This window comes from Sphingopyxis sp. (genome assembly GCF_050916055.1).
GTDB lineage: Bacteria > Pseudomonadota > Alphaproteobacteria > Sphingomonadales > Sphingomonadaceae > Sphingopyxis.
This window is the reverse complement of the sequence record NZ_CP051527.1, coordinates 3,214,102-3,238,249: the sequence shown is the minus strand read 5'-3', so window position 1 is coordinate 3,238,249 and position 24,148 is coordinate 3,214,102. Positions and strand designations below refer to the sequence as shown.

Here is a 24,148-nt window from a genome sequence, read left to right as displayed (position 1 = left end):
GGTGGCAAAGGGGTGGGAAGCGGCCAATGTCCAACCCCTCCTCTTCAGAGGAGGGGCAGTGAGACTTGGTCCGGCGCAGCCGGGCCTTTAGTCGAACGGGGTGGTGGCCGAAGGCCCACGCCCAGCCTCGATCACCACCCCGCTGCGACTAACGAACAAGTTCGTAAGTCTCGCTACCCCTCCTCTGAAGAGGAGGGGCTGGTCAGTTCTCAATGTCCACTTCCGGTCGCCACCGCCCGCGACGACGAATCGCCCCTCCGCACAAAAAGATGATGCCCCGGCTGTGGGGGCCGGGGCATCGGGATCAGGCTATTAAAGGGACCAACCAAATATAGCCTGAACTGGTAAGGGCGTCCGGTTTAGCGGAGCAGGTTCATCACGCCCTGCTGGCTCTGGTTCGCCTGGGCCAGCATCGCGGTCGATGCCTGGGCCAGGATGCCGGCCGCCGCGAGCTTCGTCGATTCGGCCGAGAAGTCGGTGTCTTCGATGCGCGACTTGGCGTCCGCCAGATTGACGACGGTCGACGTCAAATTGTCGACAGTGGCTTCGAGGCGGTTCTGCTGCGCACCCAGGTTGGCACGCTCGGTGGCGACCGTCTGGATTGCGGTGTCGAGCGTCGTCAGGGCGCCCGAAGCACCGGCTGCGGTGGTGAAGTCGAGTGCGTCGACTCCCAGGCCGGCGGCCTGCAGGTCGCCGATCGTGATGTTCACGACTTCGGTGTCTTCGAGACCGGTCTGGATGTCGATGGCGGCGGTGCCGTCGAGCAACGCGGTGCCGTTGAAGGTCGAACGCGTCGCAATGTCGCCGATCTGCGAGGTCAGTGCGTCGACTTCGGTCTGGATCGCATCGCGGTCGTCGTCGCCCAGCGTGCCGTTTGCGGCCTGCAGGGCCAGTTCACGCATGCGGACGAGGATGTTCGAAATGCCGCCCATCGCGCCTTCGGCGGTCTGCGACAGCGAAATGCCGTCGTTGGCGTTGCGCACGGCCTGGTTCAGGCCACGGACGCTGGCGTCCATGCGGGTCGCGATGGCGAGGCCGGCGGCGTCGTCCTTGGCGCTGTTGATGCGCTTGCCGCTCGACAGGCGTTCCATGGCCTGCGACTGCATGCGTTCGGCAACACGCGAATTATTCTGGGCGCGGAGCGCGCTCACATTGGTGTTGATGACAGTCATGTTGTTCCTTTCCGGCCCCCCAAGGGCCATTCCCGTGGTGTGCGGCTCGGCGAGCTTCACGAAAGCAGTAACGGCGCCTGCCCGGCGCGGTTAAGCCGGCGCCGTCAAAAAAACGCCGGAAGCCGCCCGCCGCCCGGCAAATCCCTGCAAATACCCCTGTTTTATAACGATAAATATTATTGGCACGCGCTTTGCATCATCTCTGGCGTGCGGCGCGATGCCGCGGGGACGATGATTTTATGAGCACGATCAACCCGAGCCAGCTGTTGCAGATGCGCAGTTCGATCCTGAACCAGAACCAGGCGCTGCAACGCGCCGCAGGTCGCGGCGCCGGCGAAGGCGGCATCGATGCTGCCGGCGGCACCCCCGATTTCGGCGCCGCGATCAGCAATGCGCTGCAACAGGTCAACGCGCAGCAGGCAAAGGCCGGCGAACTCACCGAAGCCTATGAGCGCGGCGACACGCACGACATCGTCAGCGTGATGATCGAGCGCCAGAAGGCCTCGCTCGGTTTCGAAACGACGCTGCAGGTGCGCAACAAGCTGCTCTCCGCCTACCGCGACATCATGAACATGCCGGTATAAACCATGGCCGACGCACAGATATTGACCCCGGTCGATGGCGGCGCCAGCCGCCTGCCGGTCCCCGTCATGGGCAACCGCCTTGCCCCCATTCAGCAGTTCGTGCGCCAGCCGGCGGTGCAGCGCGCGCTGCCCGCGATCGCGACGACGACCGCGATCGGCCTCGCCGCTCTCGCCTGGTTCGCGATGCAGTCGGCACCGCAGGCGCAGCTGTTCGCCGGGCTGGGCGATTCGGACAAGTCGGCGGTCGCCGACGCGCTGCAGACCGCGGGCATTCCCCACGCCATCGACCCCGTCACCGGCGCGCTGACCGTCGATGCCGACCAGCTCCATCAGGCGCGCATCACGCTGGCCGGACAGGGGCTGCCCAAAGCGCAGCCCGACGGCGACAATCTGATCGCGGCGCTGCCGATGGGGTCGAGCCGGGCGATCGAGGGCGAAACGCTGCGCGCCGCGCGCGAGGCCGAGCTGGCGCGCACGATCGAGACGATCGACGCGGTGAAGGGCGCGCGCGTCCACATCGCTGCCGCCGAACCCAGCCTGTTCGTGCGCGAGGACAAGCCCGCCACCGCATCGGTGATGCTGACGCTGCAGAATGGCCGCACCCTGTCCGACGGGCAGGTGCAGGCGATCCGTTTCCTCATCGCCTCGTCGGTGCCGGGGATGAGCGCCGACCAGGTGTCGGTGATCGACCAGCGCGGCGCGCTGCTGTCCGACACCGCGAGCAGTTCCGACATGAAGGCATTCCAGCTCCAGATGCAAGTCGAGGACCGGTTCCGCCGCGCGCTCGACACGCTACTCGGGCCGATGCTGGGCGCCGGCAATTACAGCGTCGAGGTCCACGCCGACGTCGACATGTCCGAAAGCCAGGCGACGCGCGAAAGCTTTCCCAAGGACGACCGGGCGCTGACCAGCGAACAGATCACCCGGTCGGTCAGCGGCCAGGGTGCCGCCCCCGCGGTCGGCATCCCCGGCGCGCTGGCGAACCAGCCGCCGCAGGCGACGACGGTCACCGCCGAGGCCCCGATCGCCGCCCCCGCCCCCGCCGGCGCCGAAACCCAGAGCAACGAGAATGCCGCGCGCGCTTATGAAGTCGGCCGAGAAGTGTCGGTCACCCACCAGCCGCAGGGGCGCCTGCGCCGCCTGTCGGTCGCGGTCGCATTGAACCAGGGCAGCAAGGCGCTGACCCAGGCCGACCTCGCCAAGATCGACGGTCTGGTGAAGGGCGCGGTCGGGTTCGACGCCGCGCGCGGCGACCAGGTCGCGATCAGCCAGCGCCCGTTCGTCAAGGTCGAGGACGCGACCCCCGCTTTTTATGATCAGGGCTGGTTCCTGCCGCTGATCAAGCAGGCCGGCGCGCTGCTCGCCGCGCTGCTCGCCTTCCTGTTCATCGGCCGGCCGCTGATCCGCGCCGCCAAGGAGCGCGCCGCGGCGCGCGCCGAGCGGAATGCCGACCTCGAACAGTCGCTGCTCGCCGCGACCGAAAGCAATCCGGCGCTCGCCCATGCCCCCGGCCGCCGCGAGATCACACTCGAGATGATCGAGGCGGCGCCCAGCTATGAAGCGCGCGCCAATCTGGTCCGCGCCTTTGTCCGCCAAGATTCGGGGCGCGCCGCGCTCGTCGTCCGTCAGCTGATGCAGGAGGGGGCGCATGGCTGATCTCGACCCCGCGCTCGGCCTCGCCCCCGCCAAATCCGCCATCGAAGGATCGGCAGCCGCCGCCATCCTGCTGATGCTGCTCGACGAAGGCGAAGCCGCGACCATCCTGAAGCACCTCGCGCCCGAAGAGGTGCGCCAGCTCGCCAAGGCGATGTTCGACACCGCCAACGCCAGCGAAGCGCAGATCGAGCAGGCGCTCGACCGCTTCGTCGTCCGCAGCCGCTCGGTCAGCGCCTTCGGCGTCGGCGCCGACGTGCGCATCCGCACCGTCATCAACCAGGCGGTCGGCAACGTCCGCGCCGACAATATCCTCGCCGCCGTCGCGCCGCAGTCGAGCGCCGCGTCGCTCGAAATGCTGCGCTGGATGGACGTCGAGGCGATCAGCGCGCTGCTCGCCAGCGAACATCCGCAGGTCGGAGCGCTGATCCTGTCCGTGCTCGTCCCCGACGTCGCGGCGCGCGCGATCGAGACGCTCGACGAAATCCTGCAGGCCGATCTGGTGCTGCGCGCCGCGCAGCTCACCTCGGTCCCCGTCGCGGCGATCGAGGATCTGGAAGCGGTGCTGGCGCGCGCCAACATCGGCGGCCAGCGCGTCGCCAAGCAGACGATCGGCGGCCCGAGCGATGTCGCCAAGATCATGAAGAAGATGCCGAAGCAATTGAGCGAGCGCACGATCCGCGCACTCAAGAAGCAAGACAAGGTGCTCGCCCAGGCGATCGAGGAAGAAATGTTCATCTTCGAAAATCTGCGCGACCTCGACAAGAAGGCGCTCGGCACCGTGCTGCGCGCGGTCGACGCCGCGCAGCTGGCGGTCGCGCTGAAGGGCACCGACGACGAGATGGTCGACCTCTGCCTCGCAACCATGTCGCAGCGCGCGTCGGAAACGATCCGCGACGAAATGACCGAAATGACGATGGTCAAGCGCACCGACGTCGACGAGGCGCAGAAGGCGATCATGCTCGTCGTCCGCCAGATGGCGGCGGCGGGCGATATCATGATCGCCGGGGCGGGCGACGATTATGTCTGACCGCGCCGCCGAAACCGGGTTCGCGCCGGTCGCGCTGTCGGTCGCGATGGCGCGCAGCGGCGGCTTTCGCCCGCTCGCGCTCGACCCCGCGGCGCGCCACGCCGCGGCCGCGACCGAAATCCCCGCCGACGCGCCCGCCGAGGCCGCCGACGATCCGTTCGCCCGCGGCCTCGCCGAAGGCCAGCGGTTGGCCGAGGCCGCCCACAACGCCGAGCGTCACCAGCTGCTCGCGCTGCTCGCCGGCGCCGAGGCGCTCCAGGACGAGCCGAGCGAAGAGCTTGCGCAACTGATCGCCGAAACCGTCGAACGGCTCGTCCGCCAGATCGTCGCCGCCGCGCCGATCGACGCCGCGTGGCTGCGCGAACAGGCCGATGTCGCCGCGGCGCTGGTTGCCGAAGCCGACAAGGCGCGCACGCTGTGGGTCCATCCCGCCGACGCCGCGCTGCTCACCGACTGCCCGATCGGCCTGCCGGTCGAGGCCGATGCGGCGATGACGCGCGGCACCGTCCGCATCGAAACTTCGACCGGGTGGATCGAGCATGGCCGCGCCGTCTATCTCGCCGAACTGCGCACCGCGCTCGGCAGCCACGGCGAGCCCGCATGACCCGCCGCCTCGCTTTGTCGGCGCAGCAGTTGCTCGCGCCCGTCGCCCTCACCCACGCCTCGCCGCGCCGCATCGGCACACTCGTCTCGCACGAAGGCATCATGCTCGAAGTGTCGGGCTTTCCGCAGCCGCTGGGCAGTAACGTGCGCATCCGGTCGGCGACCGGCGAATATGTGAATGGCGAAGTCGTCGGCTTTCGCGGCCATCGCAGCCTGGTCCTGCCCTTCGACACCAATTTGCCGCTGGTCACCGGCGCGCCGGTCGAACCGCATGGTGCATCGAGCATGGTCGCGGTCGGCAAGGCGCTGCTCGGCCGCATCATCGACGCGCAGGGCCAGCCGCTCGACGGCCGCCCGCCGGTGCAGTCGCAATTCCAGTGGCCGCTCGCCGGGCGCAAGGTCAACCCGCTGCGCCGCGGCCGGGTGACGAAGCCGCTCAACATGGGGGTGCGCGCGATCAACGGCCTGCTTACCGTCGGCGAAGGGCAGCGCGTCGCGATCATCGCCGGCTCGGGCGTCGGCAAATCGGTGCTGATGGGCCAGATGATCGCCGGCACCGAATGCGATGTCATCGTCGTCGGACTGATCGGCGAGCGCAGCCGCGAGGTCAGCGACTTCGTCGAGACCAAGCTGCCCCCCGACGTCCGCAAGAAGGCGGTCGTCGTCGCGGTCCCCGCCGACCATCCGCCCTTGCTCCGCCTGCGCGCCGCGATGCGCGCGACCGCGATCGCCGAGGCGTTTCGCGCCGAGGGCAAGAAGGTGCTGCTGCTGATCGACAGCCTGACCCGCGTCGCGCATGCGCAGCGCGAAATCGGCCTGACGCTGGGCGAGCCGCCGACGATGAAGGGCTATCCCCCCTCGGTCTTCGCGCTGATCCCCGGATTGTGCGAACGCGCCGGGATCGACAAGCAGACCGGCGGGTCGGTCACCGCGCTCTACACCGTGCTCGCCGACGGCGGCGACATCGACGATCCCGTCGTCGACAGCGCGCGCGCCATCGTCGACGGCCATATCATCCTGTCGCGCACGATGGCCGAACAGGGCGTCTATCCGGCGATCGACGTCGCCCGGTCGCTGTCGCGCACGATGGCCGATTCGGTCGATCCCGAGCATGCCGCCGCCGCGGCGCGCTTTCGCCAGCTGTGGTCGGCCTATGAAGAGAATCGCGACCTGATGCTGATGGGCGCTTACGTCGCCGGTGGCGACCCGGTGCTCGACACCGCCATCGCCCGCCGTGCCGACCAGCTCGCTTTCGTGTCCCAGCCCGCCACCGCGCAGGTCGATTTCAGCACCTCGCGCCAATCGCTTATCGAAGGATTTTCTGCATGACCTCTCGCACCGCACGCCGCAAACGGATCATTCGCGTGCGCACCGTCGAACATCAGATGGCGGAGGCCAATCTGGCGCGCGCCAACGGCGAACTTGCCAGCCTGGTCGAGCTCGCCAAGCGGCTCGAAACGCTGCGCGTCGATCTGGCGGTGGCCAAGGGGGCGGTCGCGGGCCGGGCGCTCAATTCGGTCGGCGAGCTGGCGATGCGCCTCGACCTCGCGCAGGAACATCTGACCGCGCCGCTGGTCAGCGCCAACGCCCGCCGCGACCAGCTCGGCGCCCTCGCCCAATGCGCGATGGCCAAGGAAGAATCGGCGGTCCGCCTGTACGAGCGGGGCCGCAAGGCCGCCGAACAGGAACAGGAGCGCCGCAGCGACGCCAACCGCCCGCACCGCGCCCGCGCGATGCGCCTGCGCCTGATCGAAGGCGGGATCGCATGATGCCGGCGCTGCCCCAGACCCCGCCCCAGCCGGCCCTGCCCGCCGCGTTTTCGGCGCTCGGTCCGCTGGGTGCGATCGGCGGCGACATGCTGCGCTTCGACAAGCTGATGGCCGCCGCGCCAATGCCGGTTACAGCGGCCCTGGCGGTCGTTCCGGCCGCGCCCTTGCCCGCGCCCGTGTTCAATATGCCGCTTGCCGCAGCCGCGCAGCCCGTCACGGTACCAGCCATGCCGCTCCCCGCGGCGGTTTCGGCTATGCCGCTGCCCGCGGCGGTGTCGGCTATGCCGCTCCCCGCGGCGGTGCCGGGCGCACCCACCCCCTTCACCGCGCCGGCCCGCTCGCTGCCCGCAGCCGCAATGCTGCCGACTGCGGGACCCGTCGCCGCCGCGCCGGTCGCGACACCGTCGATCGAACCCACGCCCGCTCCGCCCGTCGCAGAGGCTGCCGCGGCGCCGGTCGCCGAGACCGCCGCGACGCCGAGCGATCCGTTGCTCGCCTTTGCCAGCTCGTTTGCCGGGGCCACCGTCGCCACATCGGCGCCCACCGCCGCACCATCGACCAAGCCGGTGCCCCGCCCCGCGACCGACGCGGTCGCCCGCGACGGTGCCGTGGCGGCCGACGGAGCGGACGCCGCAGCCGCAGCGACAATCGTCGTCGCACCCACGTTCGCAGCGCCCGGCCCAGCCGCGCAGGCTTCGCGGCCCGCGGCCCAGCCCGACCGGCCATCGGCCCCGCGCGATGCCGCACCCGCATCGCGGCGCCAGCCGCCGACGGTGGCCACAGCAATGGCGCCGGCGGTCGAAACCGTAACCGCCAAGCTCGTCGACGCCGCGCCCGCCGTCACCGTGGTCTTGGGCGCGCCCGCTGCGACCGGAGCCCCCTCGCCCGCCACCGCCGCCGCTACACCGGTCGCCGAGCGTCTGCTCGATCTGGGCGCCGACGACGCGTGGATCGACCAGCTCGCCGCCGACATCGTCGCGACCAAATCGCAGGATGGCGACATCAGCTTTCGCCTGATGCCGCGCCACCTCGGCCGCCTCGACGTCGCGATGCGCCATGGCGAGGACGGCGTGTCGCTGACCATGGACACCCGCCACGAAGCGACCGCGACGATCGTCGGTGCCGCCCAGACGCGGCTGGCCGACGACCTGCGTCAGCAGGGGGTTCGCGTCGCCGGCACCGAAGTGACCTGTACGCCCGACCGGGCGACCGGCGACCAGAACGGCCGCCAGTCGCAGGGTCACGGCCGCGGCGCCGGACATGACGCCGCCCATTTGATCGAAACCGCCACCAACCGCGCGGAGCCGCGCACCCCCAACAATAGCGAAGCGCGCGGCGACCGCCGCGGCCGCTTCGCCTGATCAGGAGCCAAGCCATGAGCAAGGACAAGGTCGAAGAGACGCCAAAGAAAAAGGGCAAGCTGAAGAAGCTGCTGTTCATCACGATCGGCGCGGTCGTGCTGATCGGCGCCGGCGCGGGGGCCGGCATCTATTTCGGCGCCCTGTCGGCGCACGAAGCCAAGCCCGCGGATCATTATCCCAAGCTGGTGCTGCGCAGCGAAGACAGCGACGCGGCGCCCGCCGAAGGCGAGGACGAACCCGCCGCCCCGAAGGTCGGCACCGTGTCGGTCCCCAACGACAAATATAAGGTCGATCCGCGCAAATATGAGATCACCTATTATCCGATCACCGACGCCTTCACGACGAACCTCGCCGACGGATCGGGTTTCCTGCAGGTCGGGATCAGCCTGTCGACCTTTTACGACGGCAAGGTGATCAACAACATCAAGCGCCAGGCGGTGCCGATCCGCTCGGTGGTGCTGATGGTGCTCGCCGAACAGGATCCGGCGCTGCTCTCGACCTCGCAGGGCAAGCAGCGCTTGCAGCGCCAGCTGACCGGCGCGATCAACGATCTGCTGCGCGAAAAGGAAGGCTTCGGCGGCATCGACAATGTCTATTTCACCAGCCTGGTGATCCAGTGACGATCGCCGCCAAACCCCCGAAACCGGTCGCGGCGTCCGCGCGCGCAGCGGCCGACGCCAACGCGTCGCTGCTGCTGCGCAAGGCCGAGGACGGTTATGCCTTTCCCGCGCTCGATGCGGTCGCGACCCGGTTCGCGCGCTCGCTGCGCGACTTGCTGCGCGCGCTCGGCGCCCCCGCGGTGCAGGTCGAACCCGCCGGCGCTGCGCAGCTGCGCTTTGCCGCCTGGTGCGACGACGCCGCGCCGGCGATCTTCTGGCGCTATCATGCGCCGCCGCTCAAGGGACCGGTGCTGCTCGCCGCGTCGCGCCCGCTGATCCTCCAGCTCGTCGACATCTTTTATGGCGGCAAGGGCCAGCTCGCCGCCGAGCGCGAGGAGCTGACCGATGCCGAGGACCGCTTTGCCGCGCGCCTCGGCCGCGACATGGGATTGCAGCTCGCCGCCGCCTGGGCCGAAAAGCTGCCGATCGAACCCGCGCTCGATTGCGTCACCGCCAACCCCGCCAAGCTCGCCGCGGTGCGCGCCGACGACGAGATGCTCGTCCAGCGCTTCACCCTGCGCGGCGCCCCTTTCGAGGGGCGGACGATCAGCTGCGCCTATCCGCTCGCCGCGCTGCGCGGCATCGCCGGGGCCGAGCCGCTGCCCCACACGCAGGACAGCGCCGCCGACCCGGTCTGGGCCGCGGCGCTGGGCAAAGCGCTGCGCGACGTGCGGCTGCCGGTTCGTTCGGTGCTCGCCCGGCCCGAGATCAGCCTGATAAAATTATTGTCGCTCGAGGTCGGTGATATCATTCCGTTAACCATTCCGCGCAATGTTCCAGTAACCGTTTCCGGCCGCAATTTTGCGTCCGGGAGCATCGGCGAAGCCAATGGCAACGCCGCGATCATGATCGATCATATCGAAGAAGGACCGGACCATGACTGACATCGCCGACGCCCCGCGGGCGGCGCCCCGCGATCGCCGCGACACCAAGGATATGGCGGCCGCGCCCAATTACGACCTGCTCGCCGGCGTCTCGCTGCGCGTGTCGGTCGAGGTCGGTTCAACGTCGATGACGCTCGCCGACCTGCTCGCGATGACCGAGGGCAGCGTGATCGAACTCGATCGCGCTGCGACCGACCTGCTCGACATCTATGCCAACGGGACGCTGATCGCCAAGGGCGAGATCGTCAGCGTCGATGGCCGCTACGGCGTCCAGATCGCCGAAGTGGTGGCGCCCGACCGCGGCCTCGCCGGCTTCGACCGGAGGGCGTGATGCTCGAATATTTCCTGCGCCTGCTCATCCTGCTGCCGCTCGTCGGCGGCCTCGCCTGGGGCAGCCTGTGGCTGTGGAAGCGCGTCCAGATGGGCGTGCCGCTCGCCGGCCCGCGCCAGCCGCGCGCGGTCGAAATGGTCGGCGTTCTACCGCTCGGCCCGGGATCGAAACTCGCGGTCGTCGAATTCGCCGGCCAGCAGATCCTGGTCGCGGTGTCGCGCAGCGGCATCACCCGCCTCGCCGACAACAGCCAGGGCGATTTCCATGCCGACTGATCGCCGCACCTGGCTGCGCGGCGCGGCGCTGATCGGCGGCCTCGCGCTGCTCGCTTTCGCGCCCGCCGCCCACGCGCAGACCGCCGACGGCCTTGGCCGCGCGGTGTCCGAAATCGGCGGCGACGGCCGCCCGCTGTCGCTGTCGTTGCAGATCCTGGTCCTGATGAGCCTGCTGACGGTGCTGCCGTCGCTGCTGCTGATGATGACCAGCTTCACCCGCATCATCATCGTGCTGTCGATCCTGCGCCACGCGCTCGGGCTCCAGCAGACGCCGCCGAATCAGGTGCTCGTCGGCCTCAGTCTGTTCCTGTCGCTGTTCATCATGCAGCCGGTGATCAGCGAGGTGAACCGCGTCGCGATCGAACCTTATGGCCAGGAACAGATCGACATCGGCGAAGCGGTGTCGCGATCGGGCGATGCGCTGCACGGCTTCATGATGAAGCAGACGCGCAAATCCGATCTGATGATGTTCGCCAATCTCGCCAAGGCGCCGAGCTATGCGCGCCCCGCCGACGTCCCCTTTTCGATCCTGCTGCCCGCCTTCGTCACCAGCGAACTCAAGACCGCGTTCCAGATCGGCTTCCTGATCTTCCTGCCCTTCCTCGTCATCGACCTGATCGTCGCGTCGGCGCTGATGTCGCTGGGCATGATGATGCTGTCGCCGACGATCATCTCGATGCCCTTCAAGCTGCTGCTGTTCGTCCTCGTCGACGGGTGGGCGCTGACGATGGGCTCGCTCGCATCCTCGTTCGTGAGTTAGCGGGATGGAAGCCGACTATTTCATCGGGGTGGCGCAGCAATCGCTGTGGATTCTCGCGCTCGCCTCGGCGCCGCTGCTGCTGCCGGTGCTCGTCATCGGGGTGCTGCTGGGCATGGTCCAGGCCGCGACCTCGATCAACGAACAGACGCTGACCTTCGTGCCCAAGCTGATCCTCGCGGCGATCTGTCTCGCGATCTTCGGGGGCAGCATCCTGGTGCTGCTGACCGATTTCACCCGCGACCTGTACGCGCAAATTCCGGGCCTGGTGCGTTAGCCCACATGAACCCCGCCGACATTCCCAACGTCGAGGCGATGCTCCAGCTGTGGATGCTCGGGATGATCCGGCCGGGCGCCGCCTTTCTGGCCGCGCCGGTGTTCGGCGCCGCCAACGTGCCGGTCCAGCTTCGCCTCGTCATCGCGCTCGCGGTCGGGGTGCCGGCGGTCGCGGCATCGGGCATGGCGTTGCCGCCGGGCGGGATCGTGTCCTTTCCCGGCCTGCTGCTCATCCTCGGCGAAGTCGTCATCGGGCTCGGCATCGGCTTTGTGCTCCAGATGGGGCTCGCCGCCGCGCTGCTCGCCGGCGAGGCGATCAGCAACGCGATGGGGCTGGGCTTCGCCTCGATGGTCGATCCGCTCGGCGGCGCGTCGAGTTCGGCGATCGGCCAGTTCCTTGCGATGCTCGCGACCGCGATCTTCCTCGCCGCCGACGGCCATCTGCTGCTGATCGGGATCATCGTCGACAGCTATAGCGCGCTGCCGCCCGGCAACGCCTTTCCTTCCTTCACCGCGATTGAGGGCGTGCTGCGCTTCGCCAGCCTGATGTTCGTCGCCGGCCTGTCGATCGCGCTGCCCGTCGGCTTCGTCCTCATCCTCGTCCAGATCATCATGGGCGTGATCGGCCGCTCGGCGCCGGCGCTCAACCTGTTCGCGGTCGGCATTCCGGCGACACTGCTCGCCGGGCTCGTCCTGCTCGGCGTCGCGACGCCGGTGATGGCCGAGGCGATCGCCCGCTTCCTGTCCGACGCGCTCGACGCGGCGCGGATGCTGGCGCGGGGCTGACCCGATGTCCGGGACGACCGAACGCGACCAGAAGACCGAACAGCCGACGGCGAAGAAGCTCGCCGATTCGGCGCGCGAGGGCGATGTGCTGATGTCGCGCGAGCTGGCGACCGCGCTGATGATGCTGGCCGCCGCGGGCTGGACGATCGCCGCGGGCGGCTGGTTCGTCGAATCGGCGAGCGAACTTTTGCGCCGCGGGCTGACGCTGAGCGCCGCCGATATTCACGACTTCGCGCCCGGCGAGGCGCTGATGCGCAATGGCGCCGAGGTGCTGCTGCCGCTCGCCAGCCTGTTCGCGCTGGCGCTCGGCGCCGCGATCGCGACCCCGGCCATGCTCGGCTCGATCGGCTGGCGCGGCAAGGCGCTCGCCTTCAAGGGCAATCGCATGAACCCGATGAGCGGGCTCAAGCGCATGTTCGGGGCGCAGGGCGCAACCGAGCTCGGGAAAGCGCTCGCCAAGGTGCTGCTGCTCGGCACGATCGGATATCTGCTCGTCGCCGAAGCGCTGCCGGCGATCATGGCGCTCGCCGCGAGCGACCTCACCGGCGCGATCGGCCTCGCCGGCCAAGCCATCGGCCACGCCTTGCTGACGCTGGCCGGCGGACTGGTCGTGATCGCGCTGATCGACGTGCCGGCGCAATGGTATCAACGAACCCGGCGGCTGATGATGAGCAAGCAGGAGGTGAAGGACGAAATGCGCCAGTCCGACGGCGCTCCCGAACTCAAGCAGGCGCAGCGCCAGCGCGCGCACGATATATTGAGCGGCTCGGCGCGCAAGGCGGTATCGGAAGCGACCGTCGTGCTGACCAACCCGACCCATTTTTCGGTCGCGCTGCGCTATCGCCCCGGCATCGATGCGGCGCCGGTCGTCGTCGCGCGCGGCCGCGGCGATGTCGCGCTGTCGATCCGCGAACTCGCGCGCGGCGCCGACGTACCGCTGCTCGAATATCCGCAGCTGACCCGCGCCATCTATTTCACCGCGCGCGCCGGGCGCGCGATCCCCGAAGAGCTGTTCGTCGCGGTCGCGACCGTGCTCGCCTTCGTCTTCCGCCTCGAACGCGCCGTCGCCGAAGGTCTTGCCCCGCCGGCGATCGATGTCCCCGCCTCGCACCATTTCGACCCCGACGGACGCCGCGCGGGCTGAACCGCGCTTAATATCGGCCGCGCGCCGCCGTTAACAGGTCGAAGGACGGTGCCATGACCACGAATATCATCAGCAGCCTCGGCATGGGATCGGGGATCAACGTCAGCCAGCTCGTCGCCGACCTCGCCGCCGCGTCGCGCGAGCCGAAGGTCGAACGCATCACCCAGCAGACCCGGCAGAACCAGGCGCGGATCAGCGCCGTCGCGCAGGCCAAGGCGGATCTTGAAGGCTTTGCCGATTCGCTGTCGCAGATGGTCGCCGACGGCACCCTGCGCAGCACCCCGACGGTGTCCGACGACAGCGTGCTGGCGGCGACCGCGCGCGCCGGACTCCACGCCGACAGCTTTTCCGCCTCGATCGAGGTCACCCAGCTCGCGCGCGCGCAGACCGCCTATTCGGGCGTGGTCGCAGACCGCGCCGCGGCGATCGGCCAGGGCCTGATGACGCTCAGCGTCGGCGGCACCGACTATCCGATCACGATCGCCGCGGCGACCGACAGCCTCGACGGGCTGGCGAACGCGATCAACGCGACCGGCAGCGGCGTCACCGCGTCGATCGTCGCCGACGAGGGCGGCCACCGCATCATCCTGAAGGGCGCAACCGGCGCGTCGAACGGCTTCACCCTAACCACCGACCCCGGCGCCGATCCCAATCTTGCCACCTTCGCTTATGGATCGGGTGGCGGCATGACGCTCGGCCAGTCCGCGCTCGACGCGATGTTCCGCCTCGACGGGGTCGATTTCAGCCGGTCGACCAACATCGTCGACGACGTCGTCCCCGGCATGTCGCTGACGCTGAAGAAAGCGGCGCCCGGCCAGCCGGTCGACATCGGCGCCAGCCGCCCGCTCGACATGATCCGCCAGACGGTGGGCGATTTCGTCGCCGTCTATAACCAGCTCAAGGCCAGCCTGACCTCGGCCGCCGACATGCCCGGCGGCGGCGCGGCGCTGCGCCAGCTCGAACGCGACCTTGCCGGGATGGTCAGCCAGGTGGTGACCAGCCACGGCACGATCAACCGGCTGAGCGACATCGGCATTTCGACGACCCGCGACGGGTTGCTGTCGATCGACAGCGTGAAGCTGGAAAAGGCGCTGGCGACCGACGCCGGCGCGGTCGAGGCGCTGTTCAACCCGCGCCGCGACGCGACGCATACGGTCGCGACCGACCCCGGCATCGCCGTCACCCTCGATGCGATCCGCGACAAGGCGATCGCGACCGACGGGGTGCTCGACCGGGTGAGCCGGTCGCTCGACGCCAAGCAGGAAACGCTTACCGAAACGCTCGAAAAGATCGAGCAGCGCGAGGACGCCTATCGCGCCCGGCTCGAGAAACAATATGGGTCGCTCGACGCGCGGCTCGCCGCGTTCAAGGCGACGCAATCCTATCTCGAACAGCAGATCGAGATGTGGAACAACCAGAACAACTAAGGTCCCACCGTGCCCGCCACCGCCTCGACCGTCCGCGCGACCGGCCTTTATCGCCGCTTGCAGCATGAAAGCCGCGCTGCCGCGGCCGATCCTTATGAGCTGGTCACGATGCTCTACGACGAGCTCGAGGTCGCGGTCGGGGTGCTCGGTGCGATGGTGCGGCAGGGGCAGCGGGTGTCGGCGACCGACCCGGCGCACCGCGCCCGCGCGATCCTGATCGCGCTCGACGGCGGGCTCGATCGCGAGGCCGGGGGCGGGGTCGCCGAGGCGCTGTCGCGCGTTTATCGCAGCATGCGCCGCAAGCTCGACGAGGCGGTCGCCGCGAACAGCGAAGCGGCGCTGGCCGAACTGCTCGACGGAATTTTGACCGTCAGCGACGCGTGGCGCCAGCTGCGCTAGCCTGTCGGGTGCCGGGACGGCCCGCGGCCGCGAAGAAGAAGATCGATGGAGGCCCTGGTTGCCCGACCGCCCAGGTGGGGACGGGCGGCCGGGCGTGGGAGGGGCGGACCAGAGCCCCTTTTTTTCAGCGGGTGCTGAAACTCTTGGCAGCCGCGGTCATGCCGCCTGCTGCGAAACGCCATATTTGCGCATCTTTTCGATCAGCGTCGTGCGCTTCAGCGTCAGCAGGCGCGCCGCTTCGGAAATGATGCCGTCGGCCAGATCGAGCGCGACGTGGATCTGTTCGAGCTCGATCGTCTCGATCTCGCGTTTGAGGTCGATCGGGCGGCCCGGACCGGGGGTCTTGGCATATTGCGTCGATGCCGCGTCGTCGCCGCTGGCCTGCACCGCGGCAGGGCTGCTGGGGACAGCGCGCCGCGGTGCAAAGGCTGCGGTGGGGTTCAAAAGCATGATGACATCGTCGACGCCGAGCGTTTCGCCGCCGTGCAGCACGCTGGCGCGCTCGACGAAATTGCGCAGCTCGCGGACGTTGCCCGGCCAGCCATGCTGCATCAGCACCGCCAGCGCTGCCTCGTCGAACCGGCATTTGGCGTCGGCGGGCATCTTGCGCTGGAAATGGCGGATCAGCGCCGGAATATCCTCGGCGCGGCTGGCGAGGCTGGGGACCTGCAGCACAACCACGCCGAGCCGGAAGAACAGGTCTTCGCGGAACTTGCCCTCGGCGATCGCCGCATCGAGGTCCTGGTGCGTCGCCGAAATGACACGCACGTCGACGGGGCGCACCTCGCTCGAGCCGACGCGGACGATCGTCCGGTCCTCGAGCACGCGCAGCAGCTTGACCTGCATGTCGAAGCGCATGTCGCCGATTTCGTCGAGAAAGATCGTGCCGCCCTCGCTGGCCTCGAAATGGCCGGCGCGGCGTGCGGTGGCACCGGTGAACGAGCCTTTTTCATGGCCGAACAGTTCGGATTCGATCAATTCGCCGGGGATGGCGCCGCAGTTGATCGCGGCAAAGGGCTTGCCCGTCCGAACGCCCTCTTCGTGGATGGCGCGCGCCACCAGTTCCTTGCCCGATCCCGAAGGACCGCACAGCATCACCGATGCGTTCGAACGCGCCACGCGGCGGATCATGTCGCGCAGGCGGATCACCGCGGCGCTATGTCCGATAATCAGCGTCTCGAGCCCGGCCTGGTCGCCGGCTGTCTGCCCCACCTTGGTCATTTCAGTCTCCACCGCGCCCCCCGAATACGGCGCCTTTTCGATGGACCCAGTGATTGACGGAAATGGTAAACAAAAGATTAGCCACACCAACCTAACCCTTTCAAAACAAAGGGTTATTGCCAGATTGGATGTAATCGCGGCGCATTCGCGTCATGAACGGTCCGCGATGCTGCCAAACTGGCACTAATTGTCGCCGGCCATCCGCCAGCCCAGCGTGATCGAGATGCGGCGGTTGCGCGGATCGAATCGGTCCGACGGCACATAGGGCTCGCGATCGGCGACGCCTTCGATGCGCGAAAAGCGGTTGGCGGCGATGCCGCGAAACTCCAGATAGTGGCGCGTCACCTCGGCCCGGTCGACCGAAAGGCGCCAGTTGTTGGTGCCCGCCGTCGCCGACCAGGGCGCGGCATCGGTATGGCCGCGGATCATCACCTGGTTCGGCGACGCGGCGACGAGGCCGGCGATTTCGCGAAACAGCTGCGCGCCGGCGGGGGTCAGCTGGCTGGTCCCCATCGCGAACATCGAAAAATCGGCATCGTCGACAACGTCGATCCGCAGCCCTTCGGCCGTTTCGGAAAAGCGCAGGTTGCGCGCAAGGCGCCGCAGCTCGGTTTTCGACCGGACTTTGTCGACCAGCGTCTTGGCCAGCAGCTGGAACCGCTTCCGCTCGCTCTCGCGCTCACGGCCCGACGCTTCGCGCGGCCCGCCAGTGGCATCGCGCGGGATCGTCATCGACTTGGTGCCGGTCTGCGCGGCGCCGTGCGGATATTTGTCGGCCGCGACCAGCGAATCGCCGCCGAACAAGCCCTTCGACCCCGCGGCGTCCTGCTTGGCCTGAACGATCGTCGGCGCGAAATAGTCGGCGAGCGCCTTGCGCTGCTTCTCGGTCGTTGCGCCGAGCAGCCACATGAGCAGGAAAAAGGCCATCATCGCGGTCACGAAGTCGGCATAGGCGACCTTCCACGCGCCGCCATGATGCGCGGCGTGCGGCGCGGCGACGATCTTCTTGACGATGATCGGCCGCGGCAGGTTCGGGCGTGCAGCCATCAGCGACCGCGCATTCCGTCGAACACCTCGGCGAAGCTCGGCTGGTTGTGATGATCGACGCCCGAGCGCGCCGCTTCGATCACCAGCGGCTGCGGATGGCCGTGGAGCGACGCGATGATCAGCTGTTTGACGGTGTGATAGATGGCGGCATCGCTTTCGATCACGGTGCGCGCGCGCGTCGCGAACGGCCCGACGAGCCCATAGGCGAGCAGCACGCCGAGGAAGGTGCCGACGAGCGCCGAACCGATCATGCCGCCGAGCACCTCGGGCGGCTTGTCGATCGACCCCATCGTCTTGACCACCCCGAGCACCGCGGCGACGATGCCGAGCGCGGGCAGCGCATCGGCGAGGCTCTGGAGTCCGTCGGCGGGTTTGATCGCATGGTGGTGGTGGCTCTTCACCGCATTGTCCATGACCTCCTCGACCGCGTGCGGATCGAGCGTGCCCGACGACACAACGACGAGGCGCAGCGTATCGCAGATCAGGTGGACGAGCGTCGCGTCCTTCAAAAGCTTTGGATATTGCTGGAAGATCGGCGAGTTCGCCGGATCCTCGATATGCGGTTCGACCGCGACCGGTCCCTCGGTGCGCATCATCTTCATCAGCGTCGAGACGAGCAGGATGCAGTCGAGATAGTCCGATTTCTGATAGGTCGGGCCCTTGAACACCTTGGCCATGCCGCCGCCGAGCGCTTTCAGGTCCTTGCCTGAATTGCCGATGATCAGCGAACCGACCGCGGCGCCGCCGATGATCAGCATCTCGTGCGGCAGCGCGTGCATGACGGGACCGAGGTTGCCGCCGGTCAGCGCAAAACCCCCGAAAACCAGCAGGATCAAAACGACGATGCCGATGACGGGAAACATGCGGGGTCAACTCCAATCGGAAAGTAAGGGCGGCACGGGGGTCCCGCCAAACAGGGTCATCGCTATGATTAACGGCAGCGCGGCCGCGAGATTGAGCGCTCAGCCCAAAATATCGAACAAACTCTGGCGATTGATCCGCGCGAAGGCCGCCTGTGCCGCCTCGAGCGTCAGATTCTGCGCGTTGAGCTGGGCGATCGCCACCGACAGGTCGGTGTCTTCGAGCGCCGAGCGTTCCTCGGTCAGCGCGATGCCGCGGCTCGCGAGCGCATCGCCGATGCGCTCGAGCCGCCCCGCCGCGAGCCCCATGGCGGCGCGCTGGTCGGCGATATGCGAAATGCCGGCGGTGAGCGTGTCGAGTGCGCCGCCGATTGCGGCAGTGTCGCCCGCCGCGATCGCCGCCGCGGCGTCGCGCAGCCCTGTCGCGACGCCGTTGCCGCCGACGACGAACGCCTCGGCCGCCGACGGTACCGGCGCAAAGCTGGTGTCGGCATCGAAGCGCACGAGCTTGGCATTCGCAGCGGCGAACAGCGGCTCGCCGTTCGAATCGCGCGACGCGGCAAGGCCGTCGATCTCGGCGGCGATCACCGACAGTTCGGCGGCGATCGTCGCCCGGTCGGCCGGATTGGTCGATCCGTTGGCGGCCGAGAGCGCCAGTTCGCGCGCCCGGATCAGCAGGTTGGCGGTCGATGCCAGCGCGACGTCGGCCTGCGACACCTGCGCCTCGGCAGTGCCGACGTTGCGCGCCCAGGTGGCGGCGCTCGCCTGCGCCTTGCCGATGGCGCCGATGCGCTGCGCCGCGACGGCATCGTCGGAGGGGCGCTGAAGCCGCACCCCGCTGGAGATTTGTCCCTGGGTGCGTTCGATCTGGTCGGCGAGGGTCGACTGGCGCGCGATCTCGCGCATCATCCGGTTGCCGGTGGCATTGATCATGGCGTCTCTCCTCAGATCGCGGCCAGCAGGGCCTGCATGGTTTCGCGCGCGACCTGGATCGTGCGCGCCGCGGCCGAATAGGCTTGCTGAAAGCGCAGCAGGTCCGCCGCCTCGCGATCGAGATCGACCTCGCTGACGCTGCTGCGTGCCGCGCTGGCGGCGTCGCTGCGCGTCGTCGCCGCGGCGTCCTGCGCGCGCGCCGCGGCCGTGCCTTGCGCCTGCGCCGACAAATGCCCCGCCCACGCCGATTCGGGATCGGTGGCGCCGCGCATCGCGCCGAACGCCAACATGTTGCCGTTCGCACTGGTCGCATCGGCGACCGCAACGTCGGCGGCGGCGAGCGGTGCGGCGGTCAGCGTCGCGGCACTGGTGCCGGTGAACAGCGCCGCACCGGGATTGCCGGCGGCGTCGAAACCCGACTGGTGCGCGGCATTGAGCTGGCCCGATATCTGCACCGCCAGCGTGTCGAGCCCGGCGCGCTGGTCGGCGACATGGTTCGCCGCCTCAGCCTGCCCGGCGAGTGAGCCCGACGCGGTCGTGAAGGCGTCGCCGCCGACGGTGAACGACAGCCGGCCGTCGCCAGCGGCGGTCACCGCGACCGGATTCACCGCGCCGCCGCCGACGAGCAGGTCGCCCGAGCCTGCAACGCGCAGCGTTGCCGCGCCGCGATCGTCGAAGCTCGCGGTCACCCCGGCCTGCCCCGACAATTGGTCGAGCAGGCGGTCGCGCTCGTCGAGCAGGCTGGCTTCGCCGGTCGAGCCGGGGCGCGCCTTGCGCAGCCCGACGTTGATCGCCTCGAGCGCCTGGAGGTTCGTGTTGAACTGGTCGATTTCGGCGGTGGCCGCGTCGGCAACGCCGTCGGACATGCCGGCCAGCTGCTGCGCGGTGCCGCTGAAGCCCGCCGCGACATCGTCAACCGCCTGCAGGAACTGGCTGCGCAGCGTGGGGTTGGTCGGATCGGCGGTCAGCAGGTCGGCGGTGGTGAACAGCGTCGTCAGCCCGGTGGCGAGTCCGTTGGCATCGTCGCCGAGCGCGCCTTCGACCCGGCTCATCCATTCGAGCCGGGTGCCGGCGCGCGCCGCGTCGCCCGACGACAGCCGCGCGTCGTCGATCAGCCAGCCGTCGACGGCACGGTCGATCCCCTGGATCGCGACCCCGCCGGGGCGGACGTTGGCGCGGATCAGCGCGGTGTCGCCGGCGCCCAGCGCCTCGCGAAGTTGCAGCGTGCGCCGGGCGTAACCCGGCGTCTGGGCGTTGGCGATATTGTCGCCCACCGTCGCGAGCGCGCTGGAATAGGCGCGCAGCCCACTCGCGCCGATGCCCAGCAGATCGCTCATTGCCCGCCTCCGGCCGGATCGGCGGCGCGGGCGCGGAACTGCGCCTCGACCATCGCGGCGATGCCGAACTGGCGTAGCGACGCGATCGAATCGGCGGTCCGCGCATCGGCCATTTCGCGAAAATTGTCGGTCGCGCTCGACCCGAAAATATCGTCGCCGAGTTTGGCCTGGCGCATCGAGCCCATCAGCTGGCGGAGGATTACCGCCTCGAAGGCCTCGGCCGCCTTGCGCAGCCCGTCGCCGCCGCCCGCACCCGAGAGACCGGACGCGGCGACCGGGGCTGCCGACGTTGAAGAGATTGGCGTCGTCATATGATCACCAGTTCGGCTGTGAGCGCGCCGGCCTGGCTCAGCGCCTCGAGGATGGCGACGAGGTCGCCGGGCGACACGCCGAGGCGGTTGATCGAATCGACCAGTTCCGCCAGCGACGCATTGGGAGTCATCAGGAACGCCGGGCGGGCATCCTCGGTCACGACGATGTCGCTCGACGGTTCGATCGCGGTTTCGCCGCGGCTGAACGGCGCCGGCTGGACGACGGTCGGGCTTTCCTTGATCGACACGGTCAGCTTGCCGTGGGTCACCGCGGCGGTGCCGACGCGCACCGCGCCGTTGATCACGACGGTGCCGGTGCGCGCGTTGACGATGACCTTGGCCGGCGGTTCGGCGCGGTCGACGCCCAGATTCTCGATCCGCGACATCAGCCGCATCCGCTCGTCGCCATTGCCGCTGGCGCGGATCGCGATACTGGCGCCGTCGATCATCGAGGCGCTGCCGGGAATCGCGAGGTTGATCGCGTCGGCCACCCGCTTGGCGTTGGTGGCGTCGAACTGGTGGAGGTTGAAGGTCAGCCAGTCGCTGGCCGTGAAGCCGGTGTCGACCGCGCGCTCGACCGTCGCACCGCTCGCGATGCGGCCGCTTGACGGCACATTGACCGTCAGTTTCGATCCGTCGGCGGCATCTACGCCGAGCCCGCCGATGACGAGGTTGCCCTGGACCATCGCATAAATCTGGCCGTCGGCGCCATACAGCGGGGCCAGCACGAGCGTACCGCCGCGCAGGCTCTTGGCCTTGCCGATCGCCGATACGGTGACGTCAAGGCGCTGCCCGGGCTTCGCGAACGGCGGCAGTTCGGCGGTGATCATCACCGCCGCGGCATTTTTCAGCGACGGGTTGATGCCCGGCGGCAGGGTGAGGCCGAAGCGCGAGATCGCGCCCTTCATGCCCAGCGTCGAATAATCGAGGCTGTCGTCACCGGTACCGGCGAGACCCACGACGATACCATATCCGGTGAGCTGGTTGGCGCGCAGGCCCTGGAACTGGCCCATGTCCTTGATGCGTTCGGCCGATGCCGGCGCCGCGAAGCCGAGGCTGGCGAGCAGGATGGCGAGCAGGGTGATGAGAGCGGGACGACTGGCCACCGGGGTGATCCTTTTCAGAACGGGCTGATGATGGAGAAGAAGCGTTGCAGCCAGCCCTGACGGCTGGCGCGCGCAATCTCTCCCTTGCCGACGTAACGGATGTTGGCGTCGGCGACGCGGGTCGACAGGACGCGGTTGTCGGGACCGATGTCGATCGCACGGACAATCCCCGAGATCTGCACCCGCTCGTCGCCGCGGTTGAGGGTCAGCAGCTTTTCGCCGCGCACCAGCATCGTGCCGTTGGGATAGACCGCCGCGACGGTCACGCTGACCTCGCCCGACAATGCGTTCGATTGCGATGCGTCGCCCTTGCCCTTGAAAGCTTGGTCGCCGCCCATGCCGATGTCGCTGGGGTTGAACAGCGACAAGGGGCCGGTGGCGGGCGGGGTCAGGCCGATGCTGCCGCCGCGCTGGGTTCCCGCGGCGTTGCTTTTGGTCGCGGCGGTGCGCTCGACGAGCTGGATGGTGACGATGTCGCCGACCCGCCCCGCGCGCCCGCCCGAGGTGAGCGCGACATAGCCGCCCTGAAAGATCGAGCCGTTCGCCGGCGGTGGCGGCGGCGGGGCCGACATCGTCGCGGCAAAAGCGTCGGGCGCGATCTTGTCCTTCGCCAGCGCCGGAGCGGGCGCCGCGGCGACGATCAGGATCAGCGCGCTAGAGAGTCTGCGTCGCATTTTTCATCATTTCGTCGGTGGCCTGGATCATCTTCGAATTGACCTCATAGGCGCGCTGCGTCTCGATCATGTCGACCAGTTCCTCGACGACATTGACGTTCGATCCTTCCAGCATCCCGGCGCGCAGCGTGCCGCGGCCTTCCTCGCCGGCACCGCCGACCTGCGGCGCGCCCGAGGCCTGCGTCTCGACCAGCATATTGTCGCCGATCGCCTGCAGGCCCGACGGGTTGGCAAAGCGCGCAATCTCGATCCGGCCGAGTTCGGTCACCCCTTCCTGCCCCGGGATCGAGGCCGACACGGTGCCGTCGGCGCCGATCGAAATGGCGGTGGCATCCTCTGGCACCTGGATCGCCGGCTGGAGCGGCTTGCCGTCCGAGGTGACGATGGTGCCGTCGGCGGCGCGGTTGAAATTGCCGGCGCGGGTATAGCCGATCCGCCCGTCGGGCATTTCGACCTGAAAGAAGCCGGCGCCGTCGATCGCCATGTCGAGCGCGTTGCCGGTGGTGGCGAAGCTGCCCTGCGTGTCGATGCGCGAGGTGCCCGCGAGCGAGACCCCGGTGCCGAGGTTGAGCCCGGTCGCATAGCGGTTTTCGGCCGTCGCCGGGGCGCCCGGCGCGGTCATCATCTGATAGCTCAGCGTTTCGAAATTGGCGCGGTCGCGCTTGAAACCCGTGGTGTTCACGTTGGCGAGGTTGTTGGCGATCACCTGCATCCGGAAGCCCTGGGCATCCAGACCGGTTCGCGCGACGTGCAAGGCGCCGAAGCTCATGTCATAATCTCCTAACGGGGTAGCTGCATCAGATTGGCGGTCGCGCTGTCCATGTCGCGCGCGTCGCTGATCAGCTTGAGTTGCGAATCCCAGCTTTTGCTCGCCTCGATCATCTCGACCAGCGCGGTCGTCGCGGCGACGTTCGATCCCTCGATCGACCGGGTGACCAGCCGCGCTTCGGGATCGTCGGGCAGGATGCCGTCGCCGCGGACGCGGAACAGGCCGTCGAGCCCCTTGGCGATGTCCGACCCGGTCGGCGTCGCGAGGCGCAGCCGGTCGACCTCCTGCGGCTGATCGGGATCGCCGCCCTGCGGCACGATCCACACCCGCCCTTCGGCGTCGATATTGACCGCGTCGGCGGGCGGGATGGTGACCGGCCCCTGCCCGCCCTGGACGGGATGGCCGTCGCCGGTGGTGAGCAGTCCGCTCGGCGCGACCTGGAGGTCGCCGCGCCGCGTATAGGCCTCGCTGCCGTCCTTCGCCTGAACGACGAGCAGCGCATCGCCCTGCATCGCGACGTCGAGGTCGCGGCCGGTCGCGGTGATGGTGCCGGCGCGCATGTCGGCGCCGAGCACCTCTTCGGAGGCCATTGCCCGCGCGTCCAGCCCGCCGCCATGCAGCCACAGCGTCTGCGCTTCGGCCATGTCGGCGCGAAAGCCCGGCGTCTGCGCATTGGCGAGGTTGTTGGCGGTTGCCGTCTGCCGGGCCATGCTGCCCCGCATCGCGGTAAGGCTGGTATAGATGACGCGGTCCATGGTCTTGCTCCCGGCGGCCGGCTAA

Annotated in this window: 28 protein-coding genes; 17 read left to right on the top strand and 11 right to left on the bottom strand. The window is 68.8% G+C overall.

Annotated features, from left to right (window positions below; all coding sequences use genetic code 11):
* Positions 1-359: 359 nt before the first annotated feature.
* Entirely contained in the window at positions 360-1,172 is an 813-nt protein-coding gene (locus tag HEQ22_RS15875) for a flagellin (protein WP_432768806.1), read from the bottom strand.
* A 239-nt stretch (positions 1,173-1,411) separates the two neighbouring features.
* Here HEQ22_RS15875 and fliE point away from each other — a divergent pair, with 239 nt between their 5' ends.
* The 17 genes from fliE to HEQ22_RS15790 are packed head-to-tail and all read left to right on the top strand — an operon-like array spanning position 1,412 to position 15,110.
* On the top strand, positions 1,412-1,756 hold the full coding sequence (gene fliE / locus HEQ22_RS15870; RefSeq protein ID WP_432768805.1) for a flagellar hook-basal body complex protein FliE: 345 nt from the start codon (positions 1,412-1,414) through the stop codon (positions 1,754-1,756).
* A gap of 3 nt (positions 1,757-1,759) precedes the next feature.
* Positions 1,760-3,412: a flagellar basal-body MS-ring/collar protein FliF gene (fliF, locus tag HEQ22_RS15865; RefSeq protein ID WP_432768804.1), complete on the top strand. Its 1,653-nt coding sequence runs from the start codon at positions 1,760-1,762 to the stop codon at positions 3,410-3,412.
* On the top strand, positions 3,405-4,439 hold the full coding sequence (locus HEQ22_RS15860) for a flagellar motor switch protein FliG (RefSeq protein ID WP_432768803.1): 1,035 nt from the start codon (positions 3,405-3,407) through the stop codon (positions 4,437-4,439). Before fliF ends, HEQ22_RS15860 begins: the two co-directional genes overlap by 8 nt.
* Complete coding sequence (locus HEQ22_RS15855) at positions 4,432-5,043, top strand: FliH/SctL family protein (RefSeq protein ID WP_432768802.1); 612 nt, start codon at positions 4,432-4,434, stop codon at positions 5,041-5,043. The genes HEQ22_RS15860 and HEQ22_RS15855 overlap by 8 nt, the downstream gene beginning before the upstream one ends.
* Entirely contained in the window at positions 5,040-6,371 is a 1,332-nt protein-coding gene (locus HEQ22_RS15850) for a FliI/YscN family ATPase (protein ID WP_432768801.1), read from the top strand. The genes HEQ22_RS15855 and HEQ22_RS15850 overlap by 4 nt, the downstream gene beginning before the upstream one ends.
* On the top strand, positions 6,368-6,811 hold the full coding sequence (locus tag HEQ22_RS15845; RefSeq protein ID WP_432768800.1) for a hypothetical protein: 444 nt from the start codon (positions 6,368-6,370) through the stop codon (positions 6,809-6,811). Before HEQ22_RS15850 ends, HEQ22_RS15845 begins: the two co-directional genes overlap by 4 nt.
* The gene (locus HEQ22_RS15840) at positions 6,808-8,172 is read left to right on the top strand and encodes a flagellar hook-length control protein FliK (RefSeq protein ID WP_432768799.1); all 1,365 of its coding nucleotides are present in this window, start codon (positions 6,808-6,810) and stop codon (positions 8,170-8,172) included. The genes HEQ22_RS15845 and HEQ22_RS15840 overlap by 4 nt, the downstream gene beginning before the upstream one ends.
* A gap of 14 nt (positions 8,173-8,186) precedes the next feature.
* Positions 8,187-8,792, top strand: coding sequence for a flagellar basal body-associated FliL family protein (locus HEQ22_RS15835; protein WP_432768798.1), 606 nt, complete (start codon positions 8,187-8,189; stop codon positions 8,790-8,792).
* Positions 8,789-9,715 (top strand): flagellar motor switch protein FliM, encoded by a 927-nt coding sequence (locus HEQ22_RS15830; RefSeq protein WP_432768797.1) that lies wholly within the window; start codon positions 8,789-8,791, stop codon positions 9,713-9,715. The genes HEQ22_RS15835 and HEQ22_RS15830 overlap by 4 nt, the downstream gene beginning before the upstream one ends.
* Positions 9,708-10,046: a flagellar motor switch protein FliN gene (gene fliN, locus HEQ22_RS15825; protein WP_432768796.1), complete on the top strand. Its 339-nt coding sequence runs from the start codon at positions 9,708-9,710 to the stop codon at positions 10,044-10,046. The genes HEQ22_RS15830 and fliN overlap by 8 nt, the downstream gene beginning before the upstream one ends.
* Positions 10,046-10,321 carry a flagellar biosynthetic protein FliO gene (locus HEQ22_RS15820; protein WP_432768795.1) on the top strand — a complete coding sequence of 92 codons (276 nt, stop codon included), beginning with the start codon at positions 10,046-10,048 and terminating at the stop codon, positions 10,319-10,321. Before fliN ends, HEQ22_RS15820 begins: the two co-directional genes overlap by 1 nt.
* Positions 10,311-11,081, top strand: a complete 771-nt coding sequence (gene fliP / locus HEQ22_RS15815) for a flagellar type III secretion system pore protein FliP (RefSeq protein WP_432768794.1) — start codon at positions 10,311-10,313, stop codon at positions 11,079-11,081. The genes HEQ22_RS15820 and fliP overlap by 11 nt, the downstream gene beginning before the upstream one ends.
* A gap of 4 nt (positions 11,082-11,085) precedes the next feature.
* Positions 11,086-11,355 (top strand): flagellar biosynthetic protein FliQ, encoded by a 270-nt coding sequence (locus tag HEQ22_RS15810; RefSeq protein WP_432768793.1) that lies wholly within the window; start codon positions 11,086-11,088, stop codon positions 11,353-11,355.
* A 5-nt stretch (positions 11,356-11,360) separates the two neighbouring features.
* Positions 11,361-12,140 (top strand): flagellar biosynthetic protein FliR, encoded by a 780-nt coding sequence (gene fliR, locus HEQ22_RS15805; RefSeq protein ID WP_432768792.1) that lies wholly within the window; start codon positions 11,361-11,363, stop codon positions 12,138-12,140.
* A gap of 4 nt (positions 12,141-12,144) precedes the next feature.
* Positions 12,145-13,284 carry a flagellar type III secretion system protein FlhB gene (flhB, locus tag HEQ22_RS15800; protein ID WP_432768791.1) on the top strand — a complete coding sequence of 380 codons (1,140 nt, stop codon included), beginning with the start codon at positions 12,145-12,147 and terminating at the stop codon, positions 13,282-13,284.
* A 53-nt stretch (positions 13,285-13,337) separates the two neighbouring features.
* Entirely contained in the window at positions 13,338-14,711 is a 1,374-nt protein-coding gene (fliD, locus tag HEQ22_RS15795) for a flagellar filament capping protein FliD (protein ID WP_432768790.1), read from the top strand.
* Between the two features lie 9 nt (positions 14,712-14,720).
* Positions 14,721-15,110 carry a flagellar protein FliS gene (locus tag HEQ22_RS15790; RefSeq protein WP_432768789.1) on the top strand — a complete coding sequence of 130 codons (390 nt, stop codon included), beginning with the start codon at positions 14,721-14,723 and terminating at the stop codon, positions 15,108-15,110.
* A 156-nt stretch (positions 15,111-15,266) separates the two neighbouring features.
* On the opposite strand, the gene HEQ22_RS15785 is transcribed toward HEQ22_RS15790, so the two are convergent.
* From HEQ22_RS15785 to HEQ22_RS15740, 10 genes are all read right to left on the bottom strand, one after another.
* Positions 15,267-16,331, bottom strand: coding sequence for a sigma-54 interaction domain-containing protein (locus HEQ22_RS15785; protein WP_432768788.1), 1,065 nt, complete (start codon positions 16,329-16,331; stop codon positions 15,267-15,269).
* A 183-nt stretch (positions 16,332-16,514) separates the two neighbouring features.
* Positions 16,515-17,378 carry a flagellar motor protein MotB gene (locus HEQ22_RS15780; protein ID WP_432768787.1) on the bottom strand — a complete coding sequence of 288 codons (864 nt, stop codon included), beginning with the start codon at positions 17,376-17,378 and terminating at the stop codon, positions 16,515-16,517.
* Positions 17,378-18,241 carry a flagellar motor stator protein MotA gene (gene motA / locus HEQ22_RS15775; protein WP_432768786.1) on the bottom strand — a complete coding sequence of 288 codons (864 nt, stop codon included), beginning with the start codon at positions 18,239-18,241 and terminating at the stop codon, positions 17,378-17,380. The genes HEQ22_RS15780 and motA overlap by 1 nt, the downstream gene beginning before the upstream one ends.
* A gap of 99 nt (positions 18,242-18,340) precedes the next feature.
* Positions 18,341-19,171, bottom strand: coding sequence for a flagellin (locus HEQ22_RS15770; RefSeq protein WP_432768785.1), 831 nt, complete (start codon positions 19,169-19,171; stop codon positions 18,341-18,343).
* A gap of 11 nt (positions 19,172-19,182) precedes the next feature.
* Complete coding sequence (gene flgK, locus HEQ22_RS15765) at positions 19,183-20,508, bottom strand: flagellar hook-associated protein FlgK (RefSeq protein WP_432768784.1); 1,326 nt, start codon at positions 20,506-20,508, stop codon at positions 19,183-19,185.
* Positions 20,505-20,819: a rod-binding protein gene (locus HEQ22_RS15760; protein WP_432768783.1), complete on the bottom strand. Its 315-nt coding sequence runs from the start codon at positions 20,817-20,819 to the stop codon at positions 20,505-20,507. The genes flgK and HEQ22_RS15760 overlap by 4 nt, the downstream gene beginning before the upstream one ends.
* A complete protein-coding gene (locus HEQ22_RS15755; protein WP_432768782.1) occupies positions 20,816-21,925 on the bottom strand; it encodes a flagellar basal body P-ring protein FlgI in 1,110 nt (369 codons plus the stop codon). Before HEQ22_RS15755 ends, HEQ22_RS15760 begins: the two co-directional genes overlap by 4 nt.
* A 14-nt stretch (positions 21,926-21,939) precedes the next feature.
* Complete coding sequence (locus HEQ22_RS15750; protein WP_432768781.1) at positions 21,940-22,599, bottom strand: flagellar basal body L-ring protein FlgH; 660 nt, start codon at positions 22,597-22,599, stop codon at positions 21,940-21,942.
* On the bottom strand, positions 22,580-23,368 hold the full coding sequence (flgG, locus tag HEQ22_RS15745) for a flagellar basal-body rod protein FlgG (protein ID WP_432768780.1): 789 nt from the start codon (positions 23,366-23,368) through the stop codon (positions 22,580-22,582). The genes HEQ22_RS15750 and flgG overlap by 20 nt, the downstream gene beginning before the upstream one ends.
* A gap of 11 nt (positions 23,369-23,379) precedes the next feature.
* Positions 23,380-24,123, bottom strand: coding sequence for a flagellar basal body rod protein FlgF (locus tag HEQ22_RS15740; RefSeq protein ID WP_432768779.1), 744 nt, complete (start codon positions 24,121-24,123; stop codon positions 23,380-23,382).
* Positions 24,124-24,148: the final 25 nt, after the last annotated feature.